This window comes from Stappia sp. BW2 (assembly GCF_008107695.1).
Lineage (GTDB): Bacteria > Pseudomonadota > Alphaproteobacteria > Rhizobiales > Stappiaceae > Roseibium.
This window is the reverse complement of sequence record NZ_VIRG01000066.1, coordinates 1-17,191: the sequence shown is the minus strand read 5'-3', so window position 1 is coordinate 17,191 and position 17,191 is coordinate 1. Positions and strand designations below refer to the sequence as shown.

The 17,191-nt window shown below is 58.3% G+C and carries 16 protein-coding genes; 9 read left to right on the top strand and 7 right to left on the bottom strand.

From position 1 onward, the window contains the following. Window positions 1-3: 3 nt before the first annotated feature. Window positions 4-903: a sugar kinase gene (locus FMN63_RS11605; RefSeq protein ID WP_148584141.1), complete on the bottom strand. Its 900-nt coding sequence runs from the start codon at window positions 901-903 to the stop codon at window positions 4-6. A 156-nt stretch (window positions 904-1,059) separates the two neighbouring features. Here FMN63_RS11605 and FMN63_RS11600 point away from each other — a divergent pair, with 156 nt between their 5' ends. The 4 genes from FMN63_RS11600 to FMN63_RS11585 all read left to right on the top strand — a co-directional run bounded on the left by FMN63_RS11600 (window position 1,060) and on the right by FMN63_RS11585 (window position 7,749). Next, entirely contained in the window at window positions 1,060-2,706 is a 1,647-nt protein-coding gene (locus FMN63_RS11600) for an EAL domain-containing protein (protein WP_148584140.1), read from the top strand. Between the two features lie 233 nt (window positions 2,707-2,939). Beyond that, entirely contained in the window at window positions 2,940-3,503 is a 564-nt protein-coding gene (locus FMN63_RS11595) for a TetR/AcrR family transcriptional regulator (RefSeq protein WP_148584139.1), read from the top strand. Window positions 3,504-3,516: 13 nt separating this feature from the next. Then, window positions 3,517-4,611 carry an efflux RND transporter periplasmic adaptor subunit gene (locus FMN63_RS11590; RefSeq protein WP_148584138.1) on the top strand — a complete coding sequence of 365 codons (1,095 nt, stop codon included), beginning with the start codon at window positions 3,517-3,519 and terminating at the stop codon, window positions 4,609-4,611. Window positions 4,612-4,644: 33 nt separating this feature from the next. Continuing rightward, entirely contained in the window at window positions 4,645-7,749 is a 3,105-nt protein-coding gene (locus tag FMN63_RS11585; RefSeq protein WP_148584137.1) for an efflux RND transporter permease subunit, read from the top strand. 274 nt (window positions 7,750-8,023) lie between these two features. On the opposite strand, the gene FMN63_RS11580 is transcribed toward FMN63_RS11585, so the two are convergent. Then, window positions 8,024-8,851 (bottom strand): bifunctional allantoicase/(S)-ureidoglycine aminohydrolase, encoded by an 828-nt coding sequence (locus FMN63_RS11580; protein WP_148584136.1) that lies wholly within the window; start codon window positions 8,849-8,851, stop codon window positions 8,024-8,026. On the opposite strand from FMN63_RS11580, the gene FMN63_RS29495 reads away from it, so the two are divergent. Beyond that, window positions 8,850-9,182: a hypothetical protein gene (locus tag FMN63_RS29495; RefSeq protein WP_162530031.1), complete on the top strand. Its 333-nt coding sequence runs from the start codon at window positions 8,850-8,852 to the stop codon at window positions 9,180-9,182. The two genes, FMN63_RS11580 and FMN63_RS29495, sit on opposite strands and share 2 nt — an antisense overlap. Before the next feature lie 94 nt (window positions 9,183-9,276). Here FMN63_RS29495 and FMN63_RS11570 read toward each other — a convergent pair whose 3' ends face one another. Beyond that, the gene (locus FMN63_RS11570) at window positions 9,277-9,462 is read right to left on the bottom strand and encodes a YdcH family protein (RefSeq protein WP_148584134.1); all 186 of its coding nucleotides are present in this window, start codon (window positions 9,460-9,462) and stop codon (window positions 9,277-9,279) included. Window positions 9,463-9,585: 123 nt separating this feature from the next. On the opposite strand from FMN63_RS11570, the gene FMN63_RS11565 reads away from it, so the two are divergent. The 3 genes from FMN63_RS11565 to FMN63_RS11555 all read left to right on the top strand — a co-directional run bounded on the left by FMN63_RS11565 (window position 9,586) and on the right by FMN63_RS11555 (window position 11,954). Then, entirely contained in the window at window positions 9,586-10,515 is a 930-nt protein-coding gene (locus FMN63_RS11565; RefSeq protein WP_148584133.1) for a LysR substrate-binding domain-containing protein, read from the top strand. Between the two features lie 136 nt (window positions 10,516-10,651). Then, on the top strand, window positions 10,652-10,972 hold the full coding sequence (locus tag FMN63_RS11560) for an antibiotic biosynthesis monooxygenase family protein (protein ID WP_148584132.1): 321 nt from the start codon (window positions 10,652-10,654) through the stop codon (window positions 10,970-10,972). Between the two features lie 127 nt (window positions 10,973-11,099). Next, complete coding sequence (locus tag FMN63_RS11555; protein WP_148584131.1) at window positions 11,100-11,954, top strand: GNAT family N-acetyltransferase; 855 nt, start codon at window positions 11,100-11,102, stop codon at window positions 11,952-11,954. A 14-nt stretch (window positions 11,955-11,968) separates the two neighbouring features. On the opposite strand, the gene FMN63_RS11550 is transcribed toward FMN63_RS11555, so the two are convergent. From FMN63_RS11550 to FMN63_RS11540, 3 genes are all read right to left on the bottom strand, one after another. Next, window positions 11,969-13,294 carry a GNAT family N-acetyltransferase gene (locus tag FMN63_RS11550; protein WP_205513992.1) on the bottom strand — a complete coding sequence of 442 codons (1,326 nt, stop codon included), beginning with the start codon at window positions 13,292-13,294 and terminating at the stop codon, window positions 11,969-11,971. A 91-nt stretch (window positions 13,295-13,385) separates the two neighbouring features. Continuing rightward, window positions 13,386-14,165 carry a glycerophosphodiester phosphodiesterase family protein gene (locus FMN63_RS11545; RefSeq protein ID WP_148584130.1) on the bottom strand — a complete coding sequence of 260 codons (780 nt, stop codon included), beginning with the start codon at window positions 14,163-14,165 and terminating at the stop codon, window positions 13,386-13,388. Between the two features lie 85 nt (window positions 14,166-14,250). Next, window positions 14,251-14,718: a RidA family protein gene (locus FMN63_RS11540; RefSeq protein WP_148584129.1), complete on the bottom strand. Its 468-nt coding sequence runs from the start codon at window positions 14,716-14,718 to the stop codon at window positions 14,251-14,253. 276 nt (window positions 14,719-14,994) lie between these two features. On the opposite strand from FMN63_RS11540, the gene FMN63_RS11535 reads away from it, so the two are divergent. Beyond that, a complete protein-coding gene (locus FMN63_RS11535) occupies window positions 14,995-15,867 on the top strand; it encodes a cell envelope integrity EipB family protein (RefSeq protein ID WP_209001084.1) in 873 nt (290 codons plus the stop codon). A 45-nt stretch (window positions 15,868-15,912) separates the two neighbouring features. On the opposite strand, the gene FMN63_RS11530 is transcribed toward FMN63_RS11535, so the two are convergent. Continuing rightward, window positions 15,913-17,191, bottom strand: a 1,279-nt coding sequence (locus tag FMN63_RS11530) for a DNA polymerase IV (protein ID WP_148584128.1), incomplete at its 5' end; no start/stop codon positions are given.

The window sequence follows — 17,191 nt, the reverse complement described above, 5'->3', positions numbered from 1 at the left end:
TTGTCAGGCGACGGCTTTTTCGGCGAAGGTGATGTTGGCGCGCTCGATGTCTTCCAGGGTCGGCAGGCTGGCCTCGTTGCCCAGGTGCTGGATGGCATGGGTCGAGGCTCCGCGGGCAAAGCGGAAATGCTGATCCCAGCTTCTCTCCGGCCAGCGCAAGTAGGAGGCAATGTAAGCGCCATGGAAGACATCGCCGGCACCGTTGGAATCGACCACCTTCGACAAGGGCACGTTGAGCGAGGGCATCACCTTGTCCGGACCACCGGCTTCGTACCAGACCATGCCTTCGCTGCCGAGCGTTACAGCGCCGACAGGACAGTTCTTGGTGCGCAGATACGAAAGCGTTTCACCGGTTGACATGCCCAACTGCTGGCAGAAACGCTCGGAAACGACCGCAATATCGATCTGATTGAGCAGTTCATCGGTGTTTTCGCGCACGGCGCCGCCGTCGAGTGACGTCAGGATGCCAAGGTTCTTGCAAGTGGTCGCATAGTGCAGCGCCGCGTCCGGCATATGCCCATCGAGGTGCAGGGCCTTCATGCCGGTGAGGGTGAGGGGAGGGAAAGGATGCAGGAACTCGTTGTCGCGGCAGCGCACAATGGCGCGCTTGCCGCCCTTTGGCATGATGAAGGAGAGGGAGCTTTCCCGCACCTTGCGCCCGTGAATGGAAACGCCGTAGGTCGCTGCCATGTCCAGGAACATGCGTGCCAGCCAGTCGTCCGCCTGCGAGCACAACAACTCCGGTTTGCCTCCCAGTTTGGCGCAGCAAAACGCCGCCGTGACCGCATTTCCGCCAAAACTGATTGCGTAATCCCGGGCGATCGTCTTTTCGTCGCCCGTCGGCAACTGGTCCGTCAAAAAAGTAACGTCGATATAGGCTTGCCCAATAAACAATGCCTGCATGTAACCCTCCCGAAGTCCGGCTTTTCTCGTCTGTTTTGCAGCTAACATGGCAAAGAGGCAGGTGGCTTTGATCTGAATGAAATGACTGAATCTTCAGTCCTTGTTTACCCAGATCAGCCATGTTCAGAAAGAGTTTATCATGAACAGGTTGTCGACTTGTCTTTCCGCTATGTTGGTTTCGTTAAAACGGTGCTGATCGCCCTTGCGCTGGCGACTGCTCCGCTGTTTGCGATCAACATCATTCTCAACCAGTATGCGGAACGCCGTGCCGTGGTTGAGATGGAGGCCATGGGAAATGTGGCCATCCACCGCGCCGAAGAGGCAATTTCCACTACCGTTTCCGTGCTTCAGAGGCTGGACCGGGACGATGTGCAAACCTGCAATGCCGAAGACCGGGTCATCTACGAGAAGCAGATTGTCGAACATGGGATGATCGACGCCATCGGGCTCGCCGATGCCGCCGGTCAGCGCATGTGCATCATTCCGGACGCGGATCTGGCCGGCAAGATTGTGCTGCCGCCGATGCGTGAGGACGGCCCGCTTGTCGGCATCGGCATGCTGGACCGGAGCTATCTGGGAGCCCGTGCGGCAGTGATCAGCTGGGATCTCAAGGACCAGACACGCCTTTTCGCGGAAGTGACACCTGCCGTGATTGCCATCGATCCCGGCCCGGAATATCTGCGCTCTTACCGCCGGACCGAATTACGCCTTGGCAACAACCTGCTCTGGTACACTGTCGGTGGCTATAATTCAGAGGCAACGGATCCTTCCGAAATTCTGTCTGTCGAAGTTTCATCGCAGCTTTATCCTCTCGTGGCGACGGTCACCGCACCGCTGTCTGCCGCCGACAAGGTCGTGCAGGACCTGAAGGTCGTTGCTGCCGCCGCCTGCGCGGGGATTGCGCTCCTGTTCGTTGCCATCGGTGTTTGGTTGTCCTGGCGGCCCGAGAGGGAAGCCGACGACGAATTCATCGCCGCGATCCGCAATGGCGAGTTCATTCCCTATTATCAGCCCGTGATGGATATCGAGAGCGGGCGGTTGCGCGGGTGTGAAATCCTGATGCGCTGGCGCCGTCCGAACGGCATGATCGTGTCACCGGGGCAGTTCATGGCCTATGCCGAAAACAACGGCCATATCTTCGACATGACCCGTCACATCATGCGCGTCTCTGCCGAGGAAATCGGCGAGCTTTACGGGGACAATCCGGACCTGAAGCTGTCGATCAACCTATTCGCGGGGCACTTCCTGGATCGGGAAGTCATTTCCGATATTCGTTCGATCTTTGAAAAAACGCGGATTTCCTTCCAGCAGATCGTTGTGGAAGTGACCGAGCGCCAACCGTTGGAGGACATGGAACTGGCGCGCAAGATCATCGCGGAACTGCAGGCACTGGGTGTGCGTGTTGCTCTGGATGATGTCGGCACGGGCCATGGCGGCATGGCCTATCTGCAAAAGCTGGGCGTCGACATCATCAAGATCGACAAGATGTTCATCGATACCATCGGATCGGACGACAACTCCACGACGATTGTCGATTCCATGGTCGAACTGGCCGACAACCTGGGCATGGGCATCATTGCCGAAGGTGTCGAGATGGAAGAGCAGATCGACCGGTTGCTCGAACTGGGTGTGACCGCCGCTCAGGGCTATTTCTTTGCTGCGCCCATGCCGGCTGACGAGTTTATCGCCTTTGCGGAACGCACCGAAGAAGAAGCCAACGAACGTTCGCGGCTTGCAGCCGAAGCGGCCGCGGCTGAGAAGGCGGCCAACGAAGCTGCAATGCGGAAGAACGCAGCAGCCTGACCCCTTTCTGGTGCGCTTCGCCTAGCCTCCCGCAAGAGTTACCCTCACTAAATCCAGTCAGTTAACTGGCGGAATTGCACACTTCTTGTGCCGCCAAAGCTCTGTCTTGCGCCATCTCGCACAATTAACGGGCGTGATGAAAATGCAGGTTGATTTTTCCATGTCAGATGTTCTTGTCTGTACCGGCTGGACGGTATAAAGAGAGCGAAACTGTACTGACTGGACGGTATACAATGGCAGCGCGTTCGACACGCACTTCGCATGAATCGAAATCGGAAATACTGAAAGCTGCAATCGAGGTCGTCCGGCGCTCGGGCGCGCAATGCCTGACCATGGATGCCGTTGCCGAGGAAAGCGGTTTTTCCAAAGGCGGGGTTCTCTATAATTTCCCCACCAAGGATGCGCTGATCACCGGCATGGTGGAGTTTCTGGCAAGCCAGTTCGAAGCTGAAGTGGCTGCCGAGAGGGAGCGCAACCTTTCTTCCGAGTGCCCGACCTTGAGCGCAATGATCGAGGTCTCCGAAGGTTGGTTGGGCGAGCGGCGTGACCTGGCGCAAGCCATGCTGGCCACGAAAGCGGACCGTCCCGACCTGAGTGAACCCTTCCGGGGTGTGAAATTACGTCTCAAGGAGGCCATCGAGGCCGAACTTCCCGACCGAGGCAAAGCCTGGTCTATCTGGGCCTGCCTGGAAGGCCTTCATTTCTCTGAGGCGCATTGCGTCACGATTTTTTCTGACGATGAGCGCGCGCTGGTGTTTCAGGACCTCCGCATGCGTCTGACCCAACTCAAAGACTAGAACGGAAGACCAAATGCTGGCACTTCACAAAGCCCCAATTCGCCGTTGGGTCGCCCTTCTTTTGGCTGCCGGGATGCTTGCATCCTGTCAGGACGATGCTTTTGATCCGGTTTCCGAGGCGGAGGCAAAACTCAATGCTGCGCCCAGACCCGCGAAAGTCTTCACGGTGACAGACCAGATCGGGCTTTTGGAACGGCGGTTCGCCGGCCGGGTGGAGGCGGTGAAAACCGTCGCCCTGTCTTTCCAGGTGCCGGGTAAACTTGTCGAACTGCCCGTGCTGGAAAGCCAGCGCGTGAAGGAAGGCGACCTGATCGCCAAACTGGATACGACGGACTACGACAGGGCATTACGAGAAGCGACCATCAATGCCGAACAGGCAAAAAGGGAGCTCGATCGGCTGGAAACCCTGCGCGAACGGTCGGTCATCTCACAGTCTGCCTATGACGAGCAGAAGAACAAGTACGACCTTGCGCTGGAAACACAAAAGGAAGCCACACAGAACCTTGAGTACACCACGTTGAAAGCGCCTTTCGACGGGATCGTCTCCGTGCGTCTGGTCGACAATTTCACCACGGTCAGTGTCGGAACGCCGGTTGTACAGCTTCATGACGTTTCGGAAGTTCAGGTGGACATCAACGTTGCCGAGGCCCTGTTCGGACGGGTTTCAGCATCCGAAGTGACGTCCATTGAGGCCCGATTTCCCGCCTACGGGGATAAGCAATTTCCGCTGACGTATCGCGAACATTCCAGCCAGGTCGATGAGGTAGCGCAGACCTATCGCGTTACCCTGGCAATGCCGCGCGAGGGGGCAGAGCAGCTCTCGCCCGGCATGACGGCATCGGTGACCGTGAAGTTTCTGCCTGAAGGGCTGCAACTGGGAGAACAATTCCTGGTGCCGTCGAGTGCCATTGCCCTCGATAGCGAGGGAAATTCCTACGTCTGGAAATACGATTCCGGCTCTGGGGCCGTGTCCAAGCACCCGGTCGAAATCGGCACGGTCATGGGGGATTTCATTCCTGTCAGTTCCGGGCTGGAAAAAGGCGACGAAATCATCTCCGCCGGCGTTGCTTATCTCAGCGACGGCCAGGTCGTGCGGCGTTTGAACTGATCCGGTTCCGGACAGGCTAGAGGATCAGATACCTTGGATATTGCACGCTACTCAATTCAAAAGCCGGTCAACACGTGGATGATCGTGATCATGTCGCTTCTGGGGGGGCTTTGGGGCCTATCCACCGTGGGGCGGCTGGAAGATCCTGCATTCACCATCAAGCAGGCCCAGGTGATCACCAGCTATCCGGGCGCGACCGCGGCTGAAGTCGAAAACGAAATTACCGAAAACCTTGAAACAGCCATCCAGCAGATGCCGCAACTGGATCTGATCAAGTCCGTGTCGGAGCCGGGCTTGTCGCGCATCAGCGTGGAGATCAAGCCGACCTACGACGGCGAAGAATTGCCGCAGGTCTGGGACGAGTTGCGGCGAAAGGTCAACGACGAGGTCCGGGACCTGCCGGCAGGGGCGGGGACGCCTCTGGTTTATGACGACTTCGGTGACGTTTACGGCCTGTTCTACGCCTTCACTGCCGACGGCTATACCAACCGGGACATTCGCGAGACGGTCAAGCGCATTCGCCGCGAAATTCTGACCGTACCGGGGGTCGGCAAGGTCGAAGTCGCCGGGGAACCCCAGGACGTCATCTACCTGAACGTCAATCAGGACAAGATGGCCGGGCTCGGCATCACTTTCAACGATGTGATCAGTGTTCTGGACGCCGAAAACCGCATCCAGACCAACGGGTCGGGCGTTTCAGGCGACAAACGCATTCGCCTGATGACAGCCTCCGCCTTCGATGATTTCCGAGGCATTCAGGATCTTGTCATCGGCCGTGCGGGATCGACCGCAATGATCCGCCTGTCCGATATCGCAACACTGGAACTGGGTGAACCGGAACGGCCGAACAGGCTGATCAGGCACAATGGCCACGCGGCCGTCACGATCGGGGTGTCCCAGGTCGATGGTACCAACATCGTCGAAGTCGGCGAACGCGTGATCGAAAAACTATCCCAGGTCGAAGCGCAACTGCCCGTCGGCATGCAGATCCATCCCATTTACGAACAGAATATTGTGGTCGATGAATCCGTGAATGGCTTCATCACGAACCTGGCCGCCTCCGTTGTCATCGTGATCGCGGTGCTTGCGCTGTTCATGGGGTGGCGTGCGGCCATCGTGGTGGGCACGGTGCTGCTTCTCACGGTGATGGCAACGGTCCTGTTCATGCGGATCTTCGCCATCGAGATGGAACGCATTTCGCTTGGAGCGCTGATCATCGCCATGGGTATGCTGGTGGACAACGCCATCGTGGTCGCAGAAGGCATGATGATCAACATGCAGCGCGGACAAAAGGCAATCGAGGCCGCCAGCCGTGTCGTCGCTCAAACCATGTGGCCGCTGCTGGGAGCAACCATCATCGGCATCATGGCGTTTTCCGGCATTGGTCTGTCACCCGACGCGACCGGTGAGTTCCTGTTTTCACTCTTTGCCGTTATCGGCATTTCATTGCTTCTGTCCTGGGTGTTTGCGATCACGGTCACGCCGCTTTTCGGCAAGTATTTCTTCAGAACGGCCTCCGGCAATCTGGACGATCACGATCCCTACAAAGGCATTCTCTACAGAGCCTATCGGGCGATCCTGGTCGGCACCTTGCGCGTGCGGTTGCTGACGGTCGTCGCTCTGGTCGGGATCACGGTTATGTGCGTCATGGCCTTCGGCAATGTGAAGCAGGCGTTCTTCCCGGACAGCAACACCCCGATCTTCTATCTCCATTACTGGGCTCCCCAGGGCACTGACATCCGGTCGACCGAAGCAGACCTGAAGGAAATGGAGAAGATCGTCCTTGCCGATGAGCGTGTGGAGAAAGTCACCAGCTTTGCCGGTGGTGGTGCAACGCGTTTCATGCTGACCTATGCACCGGAAGACGCGAACCCGGCCTATGGCCACATGATCATCAGAACCCATGGGCGCGACGAGATCGATATGCTGGCGCTGGATCTGAAAGAGCGCTTCGCAGAGCGTTTTCCCTCAGCGCAGATCATTACCAAGCGCCTGGTATTCGGTCCCGGTGGCGGCGCCAAGATCGAGGCACGCTTTTCGGGCCCGGATGCGAACGTGCTCAAGCGGCTTGGCAACGAGGCGAAGGCGATTTTCGACAAGGCGGAGAACAAGCTTGCCGACGTCAACACGGACTGGCGGCAGCGGGAACTCGTCGTGCGACCGATCTTCGATGAGGACCGTGCCCGGATTTCGGGTGTGACCCGGGAGGAATTGTCTGTTGCCCTGCAGTTTGCGACCGAAGGCGTCCGCGTCGGTTCCTTCCGCGATATCGACGAAAGCGTTCCGATCGTCGCCCGCAAGGCTGATCAGAACGGTATCTCCGTGAACGAAAGCGTATCGGACGCTCTGGTCCTGAGCAGCACCGAAGGCCGCTATGTGCCGATTGAGCAGGTCGTGCGGGAATTCGTCATGGAGCCTCAGGACACGCTCATCCATCGCCGCGACCGTGTTCGCACGCTTACGGTGAAGGCTGAAACCACCGGGGGCGAAACCGCATCCGCAGCCCTTGCAAGGGTCCGACCGCAAATCGAGGCGATAGAACTTCCGCCTGGATACGCGCTGGAGTGGGGCGGAGAATATGAAAGCACCAACGATGCACAGGCATCCCTGGGCGCGCAGCTGCCGCTTGGTTTCCTGGTCATGCTGATCATCTCCATCCTTCTGTTCGGTTCCGTGCGTCAGCCGCTGATCATCTGGCTCATGGTGCCCATGTCGATCAATGGTGTTGCCATCGCCCTTCTGACCACTGATACGGCCTTTGGCTTCATGTCCCTGCTGGGCATCCTGTCGCTGTCCGGCATGCTGATCAAAAACGCTATCGTCCTGTTGGAGGAGATCGATCTTCTGATTGGCGAGGGCAGGGAAAAATACGAAGCCATCGTCGAAGCCAGCGTCTCGCGTATGCGTCCGGTGATGCTGGCGGCAATCACCACCATCCTCGGCATGGCACCGCTTCTGTCGGACGCCTTCTTCCGCGGCATGGCGGTGACGATCATGGGCGGTCTGGCGTTTGCCACAGTGCTCACACTGATCGCCGCACCGGTTCTCTATTCTCTGTTCTTCCGGGTGCGCCCTCCGAAGAAAGGCAAGCCAGAGTCCGAGCCGTCAATCCCGGGCGATGCTGTTCCGGCCACATAGGACCCAACAAGGTCATCAACATGAAAAGGCGGCCTCTGGGCCGCCTTTTGACTATGAACCATCGCGCATCAGATGACCTCGGGCACGCTGCAAGTCGTCAGGATGTTGAGCTGAGGCTGCAGAGAGAGCGGAGTTTTCACTTCCCGGATACCGGACTGCGTCTCGTTTGTCCGGGACGAGGAGGGAGCTAGGTCGTCAAGATTTGTGATCTTGTTTAGTTCAGAAATCTCAATGCCTTGCCGAAGGTTCCAGACTCATTTTCTGAGTCGGCCGCCTAGTCGCGTCTGAGCTTCATGTGCCGGTTAACGTCCTTGTAGAGCAGGTAACGGAACTTGCCTGGCCCTCCGGCGTAACAGGCTTGCGGGCAGAAGGCGCGCAGCCACATGTAGTCGCCTGCCTCAACCTCCACCCAGTCCTGATTGAGCCGATAGACGGCCTTGCCCTCCAGCACATAGAGCCCGTGTTCCATGACATGGGTTTCGGCGAACGGGATCACGGCTCCCGGTTCAAAAGTCACGATGGTCACATGCATGTCGTGGCGCATGTCTTGCGGATCGACGAAGAGGGTGGTGGCCCATTTTCCGTCAGTCCCGGGCATATCGGTCGGTTTGACCAGTTTGTCGTTGGTGACAAAGGCGTCCGGCTTGGACAGCCCTTCGACCGCTTCATAGGCCTTGCGTATCCAGTGAAATCGCACCGCGTTGCCACCGGCGTTTTCGACCGTCCAGGCACAGCCTGCTGGAAGATAGGCATAGCCGCCGTCTTCCAGCACATGCACCTTGCCTTCTATGGTCAGTGTCAGCCTGCCATCGACAACGAAAAGCACGGCTTCTGCCGCTTCATCCGGCTCCGGCTTCCGGCTGCCGCCACCTGGCTGGACCTCCATGATGTACTGCGAGAATGTTTCTGCAAAACCGGAGAGAGGTCGCGACAATACCCAGAGCCGGGTCTTCTCCCAATACGGAAGATAGCTTGTGACGATGTCACACATCGTTCCCTTCGGAATGACGGCATAGGCATCTGTAAACACGGCCCGGTCTGTCAGAAGTTGGGTCTGGGGCGGGTGGCCGCCGGATAGCGCGAAATAAGGCGATGAATTCATGCGGATTTCCCCGGGGTCGTTGCCGATACACGTGATTTGGGGTGAATTAGAAAACGCGGCTTCCAGCAAGGCAACGAAAAAGAAACCCGCCCGCGAGGGTTGCGGGCGGGGTGTCCAGCTTGACGGCTTTCAACGCGCCGGATGGCGGGAATCCGGTGGGCAGGAACCCGTCGTTATCGTGGCCGGCGTTTTAACGCGCCGTGACCATCTCGCGCTGGACTTTGCTCCTTGCGGTTTTGACGTTATCGAGCACCTTGGGGCAGGTGGTGTCCGACGTCTGTTTTTCGCGCAAGAACGAGGCCATTCGGGCGTCAATATCCCTCAGACGTGATTCTCGGGAGGGCGCGCGGTGCAAGGCAGCAAGGGGGGCAAACATGGGCAGAAACGGGTTCATTAGAACCTCCCGATTAGCGTGGTGAATTTGTTCAGTAGGCCAGCTGCGGAGCTCTGAGCCTGGTTTCAATCCGCGAGATTTCGTCGCGCAAACGGAGTTTGAATTTCTTCAGGGACCGTATGTGCTGCGTATCCGGATAGGGGTGCAATTCCTCCCTGCGGATAAGGGCATCCAGGGTGTTGTGCTGGCTGCGCAGCGATTTCAGTCTTTGGTACATCGCTCTCCTCCTCTCTCGTGGGCAGTGTCTGTGACACCCTTGATATGGAGGCTGAACGAGAATAGATGAAATACATTGTTTCGATTGTTTTGATAGATATTGTCTATCACTCATGGAGGTGCAATGCGTTTTCGGCCATCGTCACGGCAACTGGACTATTTCGTTGCGCTCGCAGAAACCTTGCACTTCGGCAAGGCGGCTGCACGGTGTCACGTGTCGCAACCGACACTTTCAGCCCAGTTCAAGCTGCTTGAAGACCAGCTCGGCTGTACATTGCTGGAGCGTGGCAGCGGTGGCATCAACCTGACCGCCTCCGGCGAGCGTCTGCTGCCGCTTGCGCGGCGCGCGTTGGAAAATCTCGACGAAATCGTGACGCTGGCTCAGTCGGGGCAATCAAATCTGGGCGGTTTGATCCGGCTTGGCGTCTCGCCCACATTCGGGCCGTATTTCATGCCCTACCTGTTGCCGATTCTGAAGCGTGAGTTTCCACTCCTAGAACTCTATATCCGCGAAGACAGGCCTAATCTTCTGGAAGAAGGCCTGATGTCGGGGGCGCTTGACTGCATATTGACGCCGGATTTCGCCGCGTCGGACCAGTGGACAGCGCGGGAGCTTTGCCGGGAAAGCGTTTCTCTTGCCGTGCCGAAGTCGCACCCATTGGCCGGTGTTGATGTGATTCCCGTCGATATGTTGCGCGGTGAGAAGCTGCTCGCGCTGGGGCAGGGGTTCCGTCTCCACAACGACGTTCAGGCGCTGGCGCATGCTGCCGGAGCTGATTTCCGGCAGGACTATGAAGGCACCAGCCTCGACGCTTTGCGTCAAATGGCTTCGATCGGCATGGGGCTGGCACTCTTTCCTGCCGCCTATATTGCCTCAGAGTTTGGAAAGGAGCCTGATCTTCTGTTGAAGAAGGTCGAAGGCCTGCCGATGCGCCGGATGATGTATCTCGTCTGGCGATGCGGGTCATCCCGCACAACTCATTTTGAAAAGCTGTTGTCGCTTGCCCTGCAGGCAGTGGGAGACATGAACGTCGACGGGATCGAGCCTGCCTGAGTGTAGACCTGAAAACATCCGGAACTGCCGGGCAGGGACGTCAAATAAGCTCTCTATTGGTCCACGTAATCCTCCCCATATTGCCGGTCACTTAAAAACGTGCCAGCCTCGAAACAAACGGCGGAGGAGGAGAGCCATGCCCGAAATATCAAGCGACCGAGACTGCCAGACCGTCATTACCACCTTCGAGATGACGCCAGGCACCTGCTACGACCTTCTGGACGAGTTGAAGGATGCGTACGAGAGCTTCATTCGCCATCAGCCGGGCTTCATCGGGTCAGGACTGCATGTGAACGATGCGCAGACCCGGATCGCCAATTATTCGCAGTGGCGCCGGCGGGAGGATTTCCTGGCAATGTTGCGAACCCCGGAAATGCGTGAGCGCAATCGGCGCATCAGTTCGTTGTGCAAGAGTTTTGAACCCGTGATGTACGATGTCGCGGAGGCATTCGATTGACCTGACTTGCTTGCCGGGAAATGACGGTTGCGGTCTTTGCTGGCCAGCGCTCTCACTTGCCCGGCTTTTCCGGGGCGGGATTCAGTGCTAGCTTTCGCAAGTCTTTGAATTCCTCCGGAAATTTTCCATGTCCTATCAGATTGTCGATTGCCGCTCGTTCGATGCTGCGCAGCTCTGCGATGCCTTGAACCTGGCATTTTCGGATTACGTTACGCCGATGCATTTGAGCGTGGAGGACTTTCGGGAGTTCCAGCGCCAACGCGGCTTTTCTGCAGAACACTCCTTCGTGGCTCTTGCGCAGGACGAGATTGCCGCCTTCTGGTTTTCCGGTCAGCCACACCCGGAATATGGCAACAGAGCCTATACCTTGTCCGTCGGGACGAGCCCGGAACATCGGCGAAACGGCTTGTCTCGGCAGCTCCTGGAGGCGGTGATCGAAAAACAGCGGAAGGAAGGTTCGAAAGGCCTTCAGCTTGAGGTCATCACCACCAACGAAAGAGCGGTTTCCGCCTATGAAGCCTTCGGTTTTCACCGTGAGCGGACGCTTGGTGTGTTTCGTCTCGGAGGTACCGGTGTGCTTGCGGCGAAGGGGCGAGACTGGACTGCCGCCAAGATTGGCCTCGACGCGCTGCCACATGACACAAGCGCATTTTTCGACACGTTGCCAACACCCCAGAACAGTTTAGCCGCGCTCCGCGGTCTCAGTCCGGATATTCATCTCGTGGCCGTTTGCCGAGCCGATAATCTGCTGGGCTGGGGGGCAAGTTTTGCAGATGGGGCGGTTGCGCAGATTGCCGTTCACAAGGACCACCGCCGAAAGGGCATCGGCGCCGCCTTGCTAAAGGCGATAATGGAAGCTGCGGGGAAATCTGAACTGCGTTTTGTCAACGTCGACGCCGCGACGCAGAGCGCCAATGCATTCCTGCGGCAGGCAGGCGCGGAAGAACTGCTTCAGCAATACGAAATGCAGCTAGGTTTCTGAGCGGAGACGAGAGATCAGATCTCTTGATCGGTCTTGCGGAACGGCGCGTGTTCGGCAAGAGCCTCGTTCTCGCGCTCAACGGCAAGGCGCTCTTGTTCCAGATAGTCGGCGACAGCCTGATGCAGCCCTTCATGGGCGATCCAGTGGGCTGAATAGGTGGTGGTCGGCAGGTAGCCGCGCGCCAGTTTGTGCGCTCCCTGTGCACCAGCCTCTACACGCTTCAGTTTGTTGGCGATGGCAAAGTCGATTGCCTGATAGTAGCACAGCTCGAAATGGAGGAAGGGATGATGCTCGGTGCAGCCCCAGTGGCGCCCGAACAACGTCTGTGAGCCGATGAAGTTGAGCGCGCCGGCAATATATTGGCCGTGCCGTTTGGCAAGCACCAGCAGAGTGCGGTCCGCCAGCCTCTCGTTGATCAGTGAATAGAACTTGCGATTCAGATAGGGACGGCCCCACTTCCGTGAACCTGTATCCATGTAGAACGTGTAAAACGCGTCCCAGTGAGCTTCCGTCAGATCGGATCCGGTGACCCACTCCACCTCGATGCCCTCGGCGCTCAGGGCTTCGCGCCGCTCCTTCTTCACGGCCTTGCGCTTGCGGGACGCGAGATCTGCCAGAAAGCCGTCGAAACTGTCATAGTCGTGGTTTTCCCAGTGAAACTGCTGGTCGGTCCGTTGCAGATAGCCAAGGTCTCCCAGAGTGTCCCACTCGGGCTTGGTCAGAAATGTTGCATGAACCGAAGACGCGCCCGAGCGCTGACACACCTGCACCAGACCGGCTGCCAAAGCCTGGAGGCCCGCCTCGCGGTTGACGCCGGCACTCGTCAGAAACCGGCGTCCGGTTGCCGGGGTAAAGGGAACGCTGATCTGCAGCTTGGGATAATACTCACCGCCCGCGCGATAAAATGCATCCGCCCAGCCGTGGTCGAACACATACTCGCCCTGCGAATGGCTTTTGAGATAGGCCGGAACGGCGCCGAGGATCTGCCCGCTGCCGTCTTCCAGCAGCATATGCCTGGGCAGCCAGCCGGTCGCTTCGGTGGCGCATCCGGATGCCTCCAGGGCCTCCAGAAAGGCATGAGACAGGAAGGGGTTGAAATCGACTTCCTCGCTGGCTGGTTCGGAACCGCCACCGAGTGCTCCGGAAAGCTCGGCCAATGCCTCGTCTCTCGGGTCCTTCTGCAAGAGCCCCCGTCCGGAAAGCTGCCAGCCCGGGTTGGCCACCTGGTCCCAGTTGGAAGCAGAGACATCCTTCAAGGAAGACAGAATGCGCAAGGTGGCTGTCTGTCCGCCGTCATTTTTCGCCGGGGCGTCGCTGTCCGTGGACCGGGAGGAGGTCATGCGTCAGAAGAAACCAAAGTTTGAAACCATCCTCTTGATGTAGAGCTGGCATTTTGCAGTGCAAGAGGCTGAGGCCATGTGATGGCTAATTCTAAACGGAACGGGCCGCACTCTTGTCCGGGTCAAAGCCCTCGAAAACGATCTGATCGGCGTAACGCCTGGCTTTTTCCCGTTGTTCCGTGGTGCGTACGGTCCAGGACATCAGCGGGACTTTGAACACCGACCGCAGCAGGCTGGGGCCAGCCTTCGGCAGGTCCTTGATGCCATAGGAAACGAAGTGCGGCCGCGTGCGCGGTGCGTGCAGGATATGGCGCAGGATGAAACGGTCGACGCGGCTGTAGCGTACGTAGTCGCGACCAGGCTCGGCACCGTCCGCGACGACGCCGCGCAGCACCGAGGCATTGCGCGCCTTTGCAATCGACAACATGTCCGGATCGAACGACTTGATGCAGGCAGGGCCTTTGTAGTCCGCCACCTGATCGGTGACATGACGCACAAAGTCCATTTGTGCGTCGCGCCGCATGAGGGATTTGATCTCGATCACCAACGGCACGCGGCCGTCCACAAGGTCAAAAAGGTCCTTCAGAAGCCAGAGCTTGTCCGTCCCGGTCTTCATGTGGATTTTGGTGAGCTCGGACGCGGTTAGATCGATAACCTTGCCGCTTCCCTCTGCCAGCCGTTCCAGGGTGTAGTCATGGAACACCAGCGCTTCGCCGTCTGCCGTTTCCTGAACATCCACCTCAATCGCGAAATTCTTGTCGACCGCACGCTGGATCGCGGTCGGCGTGTTTTCGATGACGCCGTTATCGGCATCGTGATAGCCGCGGTGGGCAATCGGGCGGGCGAAGATGGCTTCGAGTTCCGGTGTCATGTCGGCGGGCTCGGTTGATAAGAAATGCCTCACCGGCCGGAATGGCATCGGGAGGGGCAGGGGGGCAAACACCCCCCGCTATCGGTCAGTCTTCGATTTCGAAAATTGCTTCGATCTCGACAGCTGCACCAAAAGGCAGGGACGCGGCACTGACGGCAGAGCGTGCATGGCGGCCTTTATCGCCCATAGCCTCGACCATGAAGTCGGACGCGCCGTTGATCACCTGTGGCTGGTCGGTAAATTCGCTTGTCGAGTTCACGAAGCCCACGATTTTCACAAGCCGGGAAACCTTGTCGAGATTTCCGGTCGCAGCTTTCGCCTGGGCAAGCAGATTGATGGCGCAAAGCTTTGCTGCGGCCTTGCCTTCGTCGATCCCAAGACCGTCACCCAGCTTGCCGGAAACCTGAAGCTTGCCGTCCGCCATCGGAAGTTGGCCGGAAACGAACAGCTGATTGCCCGATTTTACGAAAGGCACGTAATTGGCTGCCGGGGCCGCTGCTTCCGGAAGGGTGATGCCAAGCTCGCTCAGCCGGGCTTCGATCGCGCTGCTCATGGGGGGCTCCAAGTTTGAGAACTGTTTGCGTGTCTTGGCGTAATTCGTCTGAGGTGACAAGGTCAAAAAGGGCCAGTTCCAGTAAAAGGAAACTGTGGAGGAGCTTGGTTTCGTATGCCGTGAGCCCCACTTTAGGGCGACGATTTGTGAAATAACAGACCAACGGGGCTTGAGGCAGGGCCGTATATTCGCGGTGGCGGAATGTGCAGTTTGCCGCATAATGTGTGGAACCGGTCCAGGTGGCGTTTCCACCCGGAAGAAAATGAGGTTTTTTTGATGCAATGCGTTTCGAAGTCAGTGTCCTCGACCGTTGGTGCGATCGTTCTTGCCGTCGCGGCTTATGCGGTGCCTGGCACGGCCAGCGCAAATCCGAGCGGCACTGCCGGTTTCAAACTCGTGCCTCATCGTGCCGTCTACGACATGAACCTGGGGGACAGTGAGGAGCAAGCCGGGATTGCAGGCCTGAACGGACGCATGGTCTACGATTTCTCCGGAAGTGCCTGCGAAGGTTACAGCGTCAATTTCCGTTTTGTCACCGAGTTCCAGGACACTGACGGCGGATCCCAGATCACCGATCTGCAAACCACTTCGTTCGAAGAGCCGAGTGCCGAAAGCTACCAGTTCCTGTCCAAGACTTTTGTCGACCAGAAGCTGGTGGAGGCAACCCGCGGGACTGCGCGCAACGGGAAGAAGGTGCGTACCGTCGAACTGAAAGAGCCCAAGGAAAAGTCGCTGGAGATCGGCCGGGAAGTGCTGTTTCCGACGGAACATCTGCTGACGATCCTCAAAGCAGCCGAAGCCGGGGTCCATTTCGTTGCTGCTGATATCTATGACGGAGCTGAAACCGGAGAAAAGGTTTACGCCACGACGACGGTGATCGGCGCCAAGGCGGTCAACGACGCAAAGACCGACGCCGACCATGTGGACGCTCCGCTGTCAGGCAAAAGCTACTGGCCGGTTACCGTGGCCTATTTCGACCCCACTTCTGAGGACGCGACCGGAGAGTTGTTGCCGGTCTATCAGCTTTCGTTCTGGCTGTATGAGAACGGCGTCAGCGGCCACCTGAAGCTCGACTATGGTGATTTCACCATTCAAGGCAAGATGGCGTCTCTGGAACTTTTCGACGAAACCGAGTGCCCGCAGCAATAACAGCGACAGGCTATCCCGTTCAGAACAAAAACAGTGGCGAGCCGATCAGGTCTCGCCATTTTTTTTGGCTTCCCTGGCCGCTCGCGCCGCATGCGTGAGGCCAAGTTCAACCGCTGAATTGCCGAATTTGTCCCGCAGGCGATCCACGGCAAGTTCCGCATTCTTCCGCCGTTCGGCCGCCTGGTCGAGCAGGTCCCTGGGGTCTGCCCGATCCGCGTTTTCCAGATCGCTGACACCGATGCCGATAAGCCGAAAACGACGACCGTCAGCCTCGATCTGAAGAAGACTTTCGCCCGCTGCGTAGATCTTGTCGGCCAATTGGGTTGGGTCGGGAAAATGCCGCGCCCGGGTGATTGTCTTGAAGTCTGCTGTTTTGAGTTTCAGCGTAACGCCGCGTCCAGAAAGTTCGGCTTTCTTCAGCCGAGCCGACACCTTTTCCGCAAGGTTTCTGAGGATTGGACGCAGGGTGTCGACGTTTGAGATGTCCGTGAAGAACGTGGTTTCCGCGGAAACGCTTTTCGCGCCACGCTCGGGCGTGACCTCCCGGCTGTCGTCGCCGTGCGACAAGCGGGCAAGACGCAATCCGATGGAGCCATACCGACGGGCGAGATCCATCGCCTCCATTTCCTGAAGCTGACCGATGGTGCGGATGCCGTCTTTCTCCAGCTTCTTCTGGAACACCTTGCCGACACCCCATATGCGGCCCACTGGCATGGCCGCCAGAACCTCTTCCGCTTCCGCGGCACCAATTACGGAAAACCCGCGCGGCTTTTCCAGATCGGAAGCGAGTTTTGCCAGAAACTTGTTGGGGGCAAGACCGACGGATGCCGATATGCCGATGTCGGTTTCCAGGTCGCGTATGAAGCCAGCGAGGGTTTCGGCGGGAGACTTCTTGTGCAGGCGTTCGGTCCCCGTCATGTCTAGAAAGGCTTCATCAATCGACAATGGCTCCACCAAAGGTGTGAGCGCCCGCATGCGTTCCCGGATCTCCTTGCCAACGCTAGCGTATTTCGCCATGTCGGGCTTGATCACAATCGCCTGGGGGCAAGCCTCGAGCGCCTTGAACATGGGCATTGCGGACCGCACACCGTAGATGCGGGCAATGTAGCAGCATGTGGACACCACGCCGCGCTGGCCGCCTCCCACGATGACCGGTTGGTCCTGCAGCTCCGGATTATCGCGCTTTTCAATCGAAGCGTAAAAGGCATCGCAATCGATATGGGCAATGGACAGCATGTCGAGTTCCGGATGCCTGACCAGCCTCGGGCTGCCGCAACGGGGGCACCGCGTCGCCGAGGGGGCGGGGCGGTGCCCCCGTTGCGGC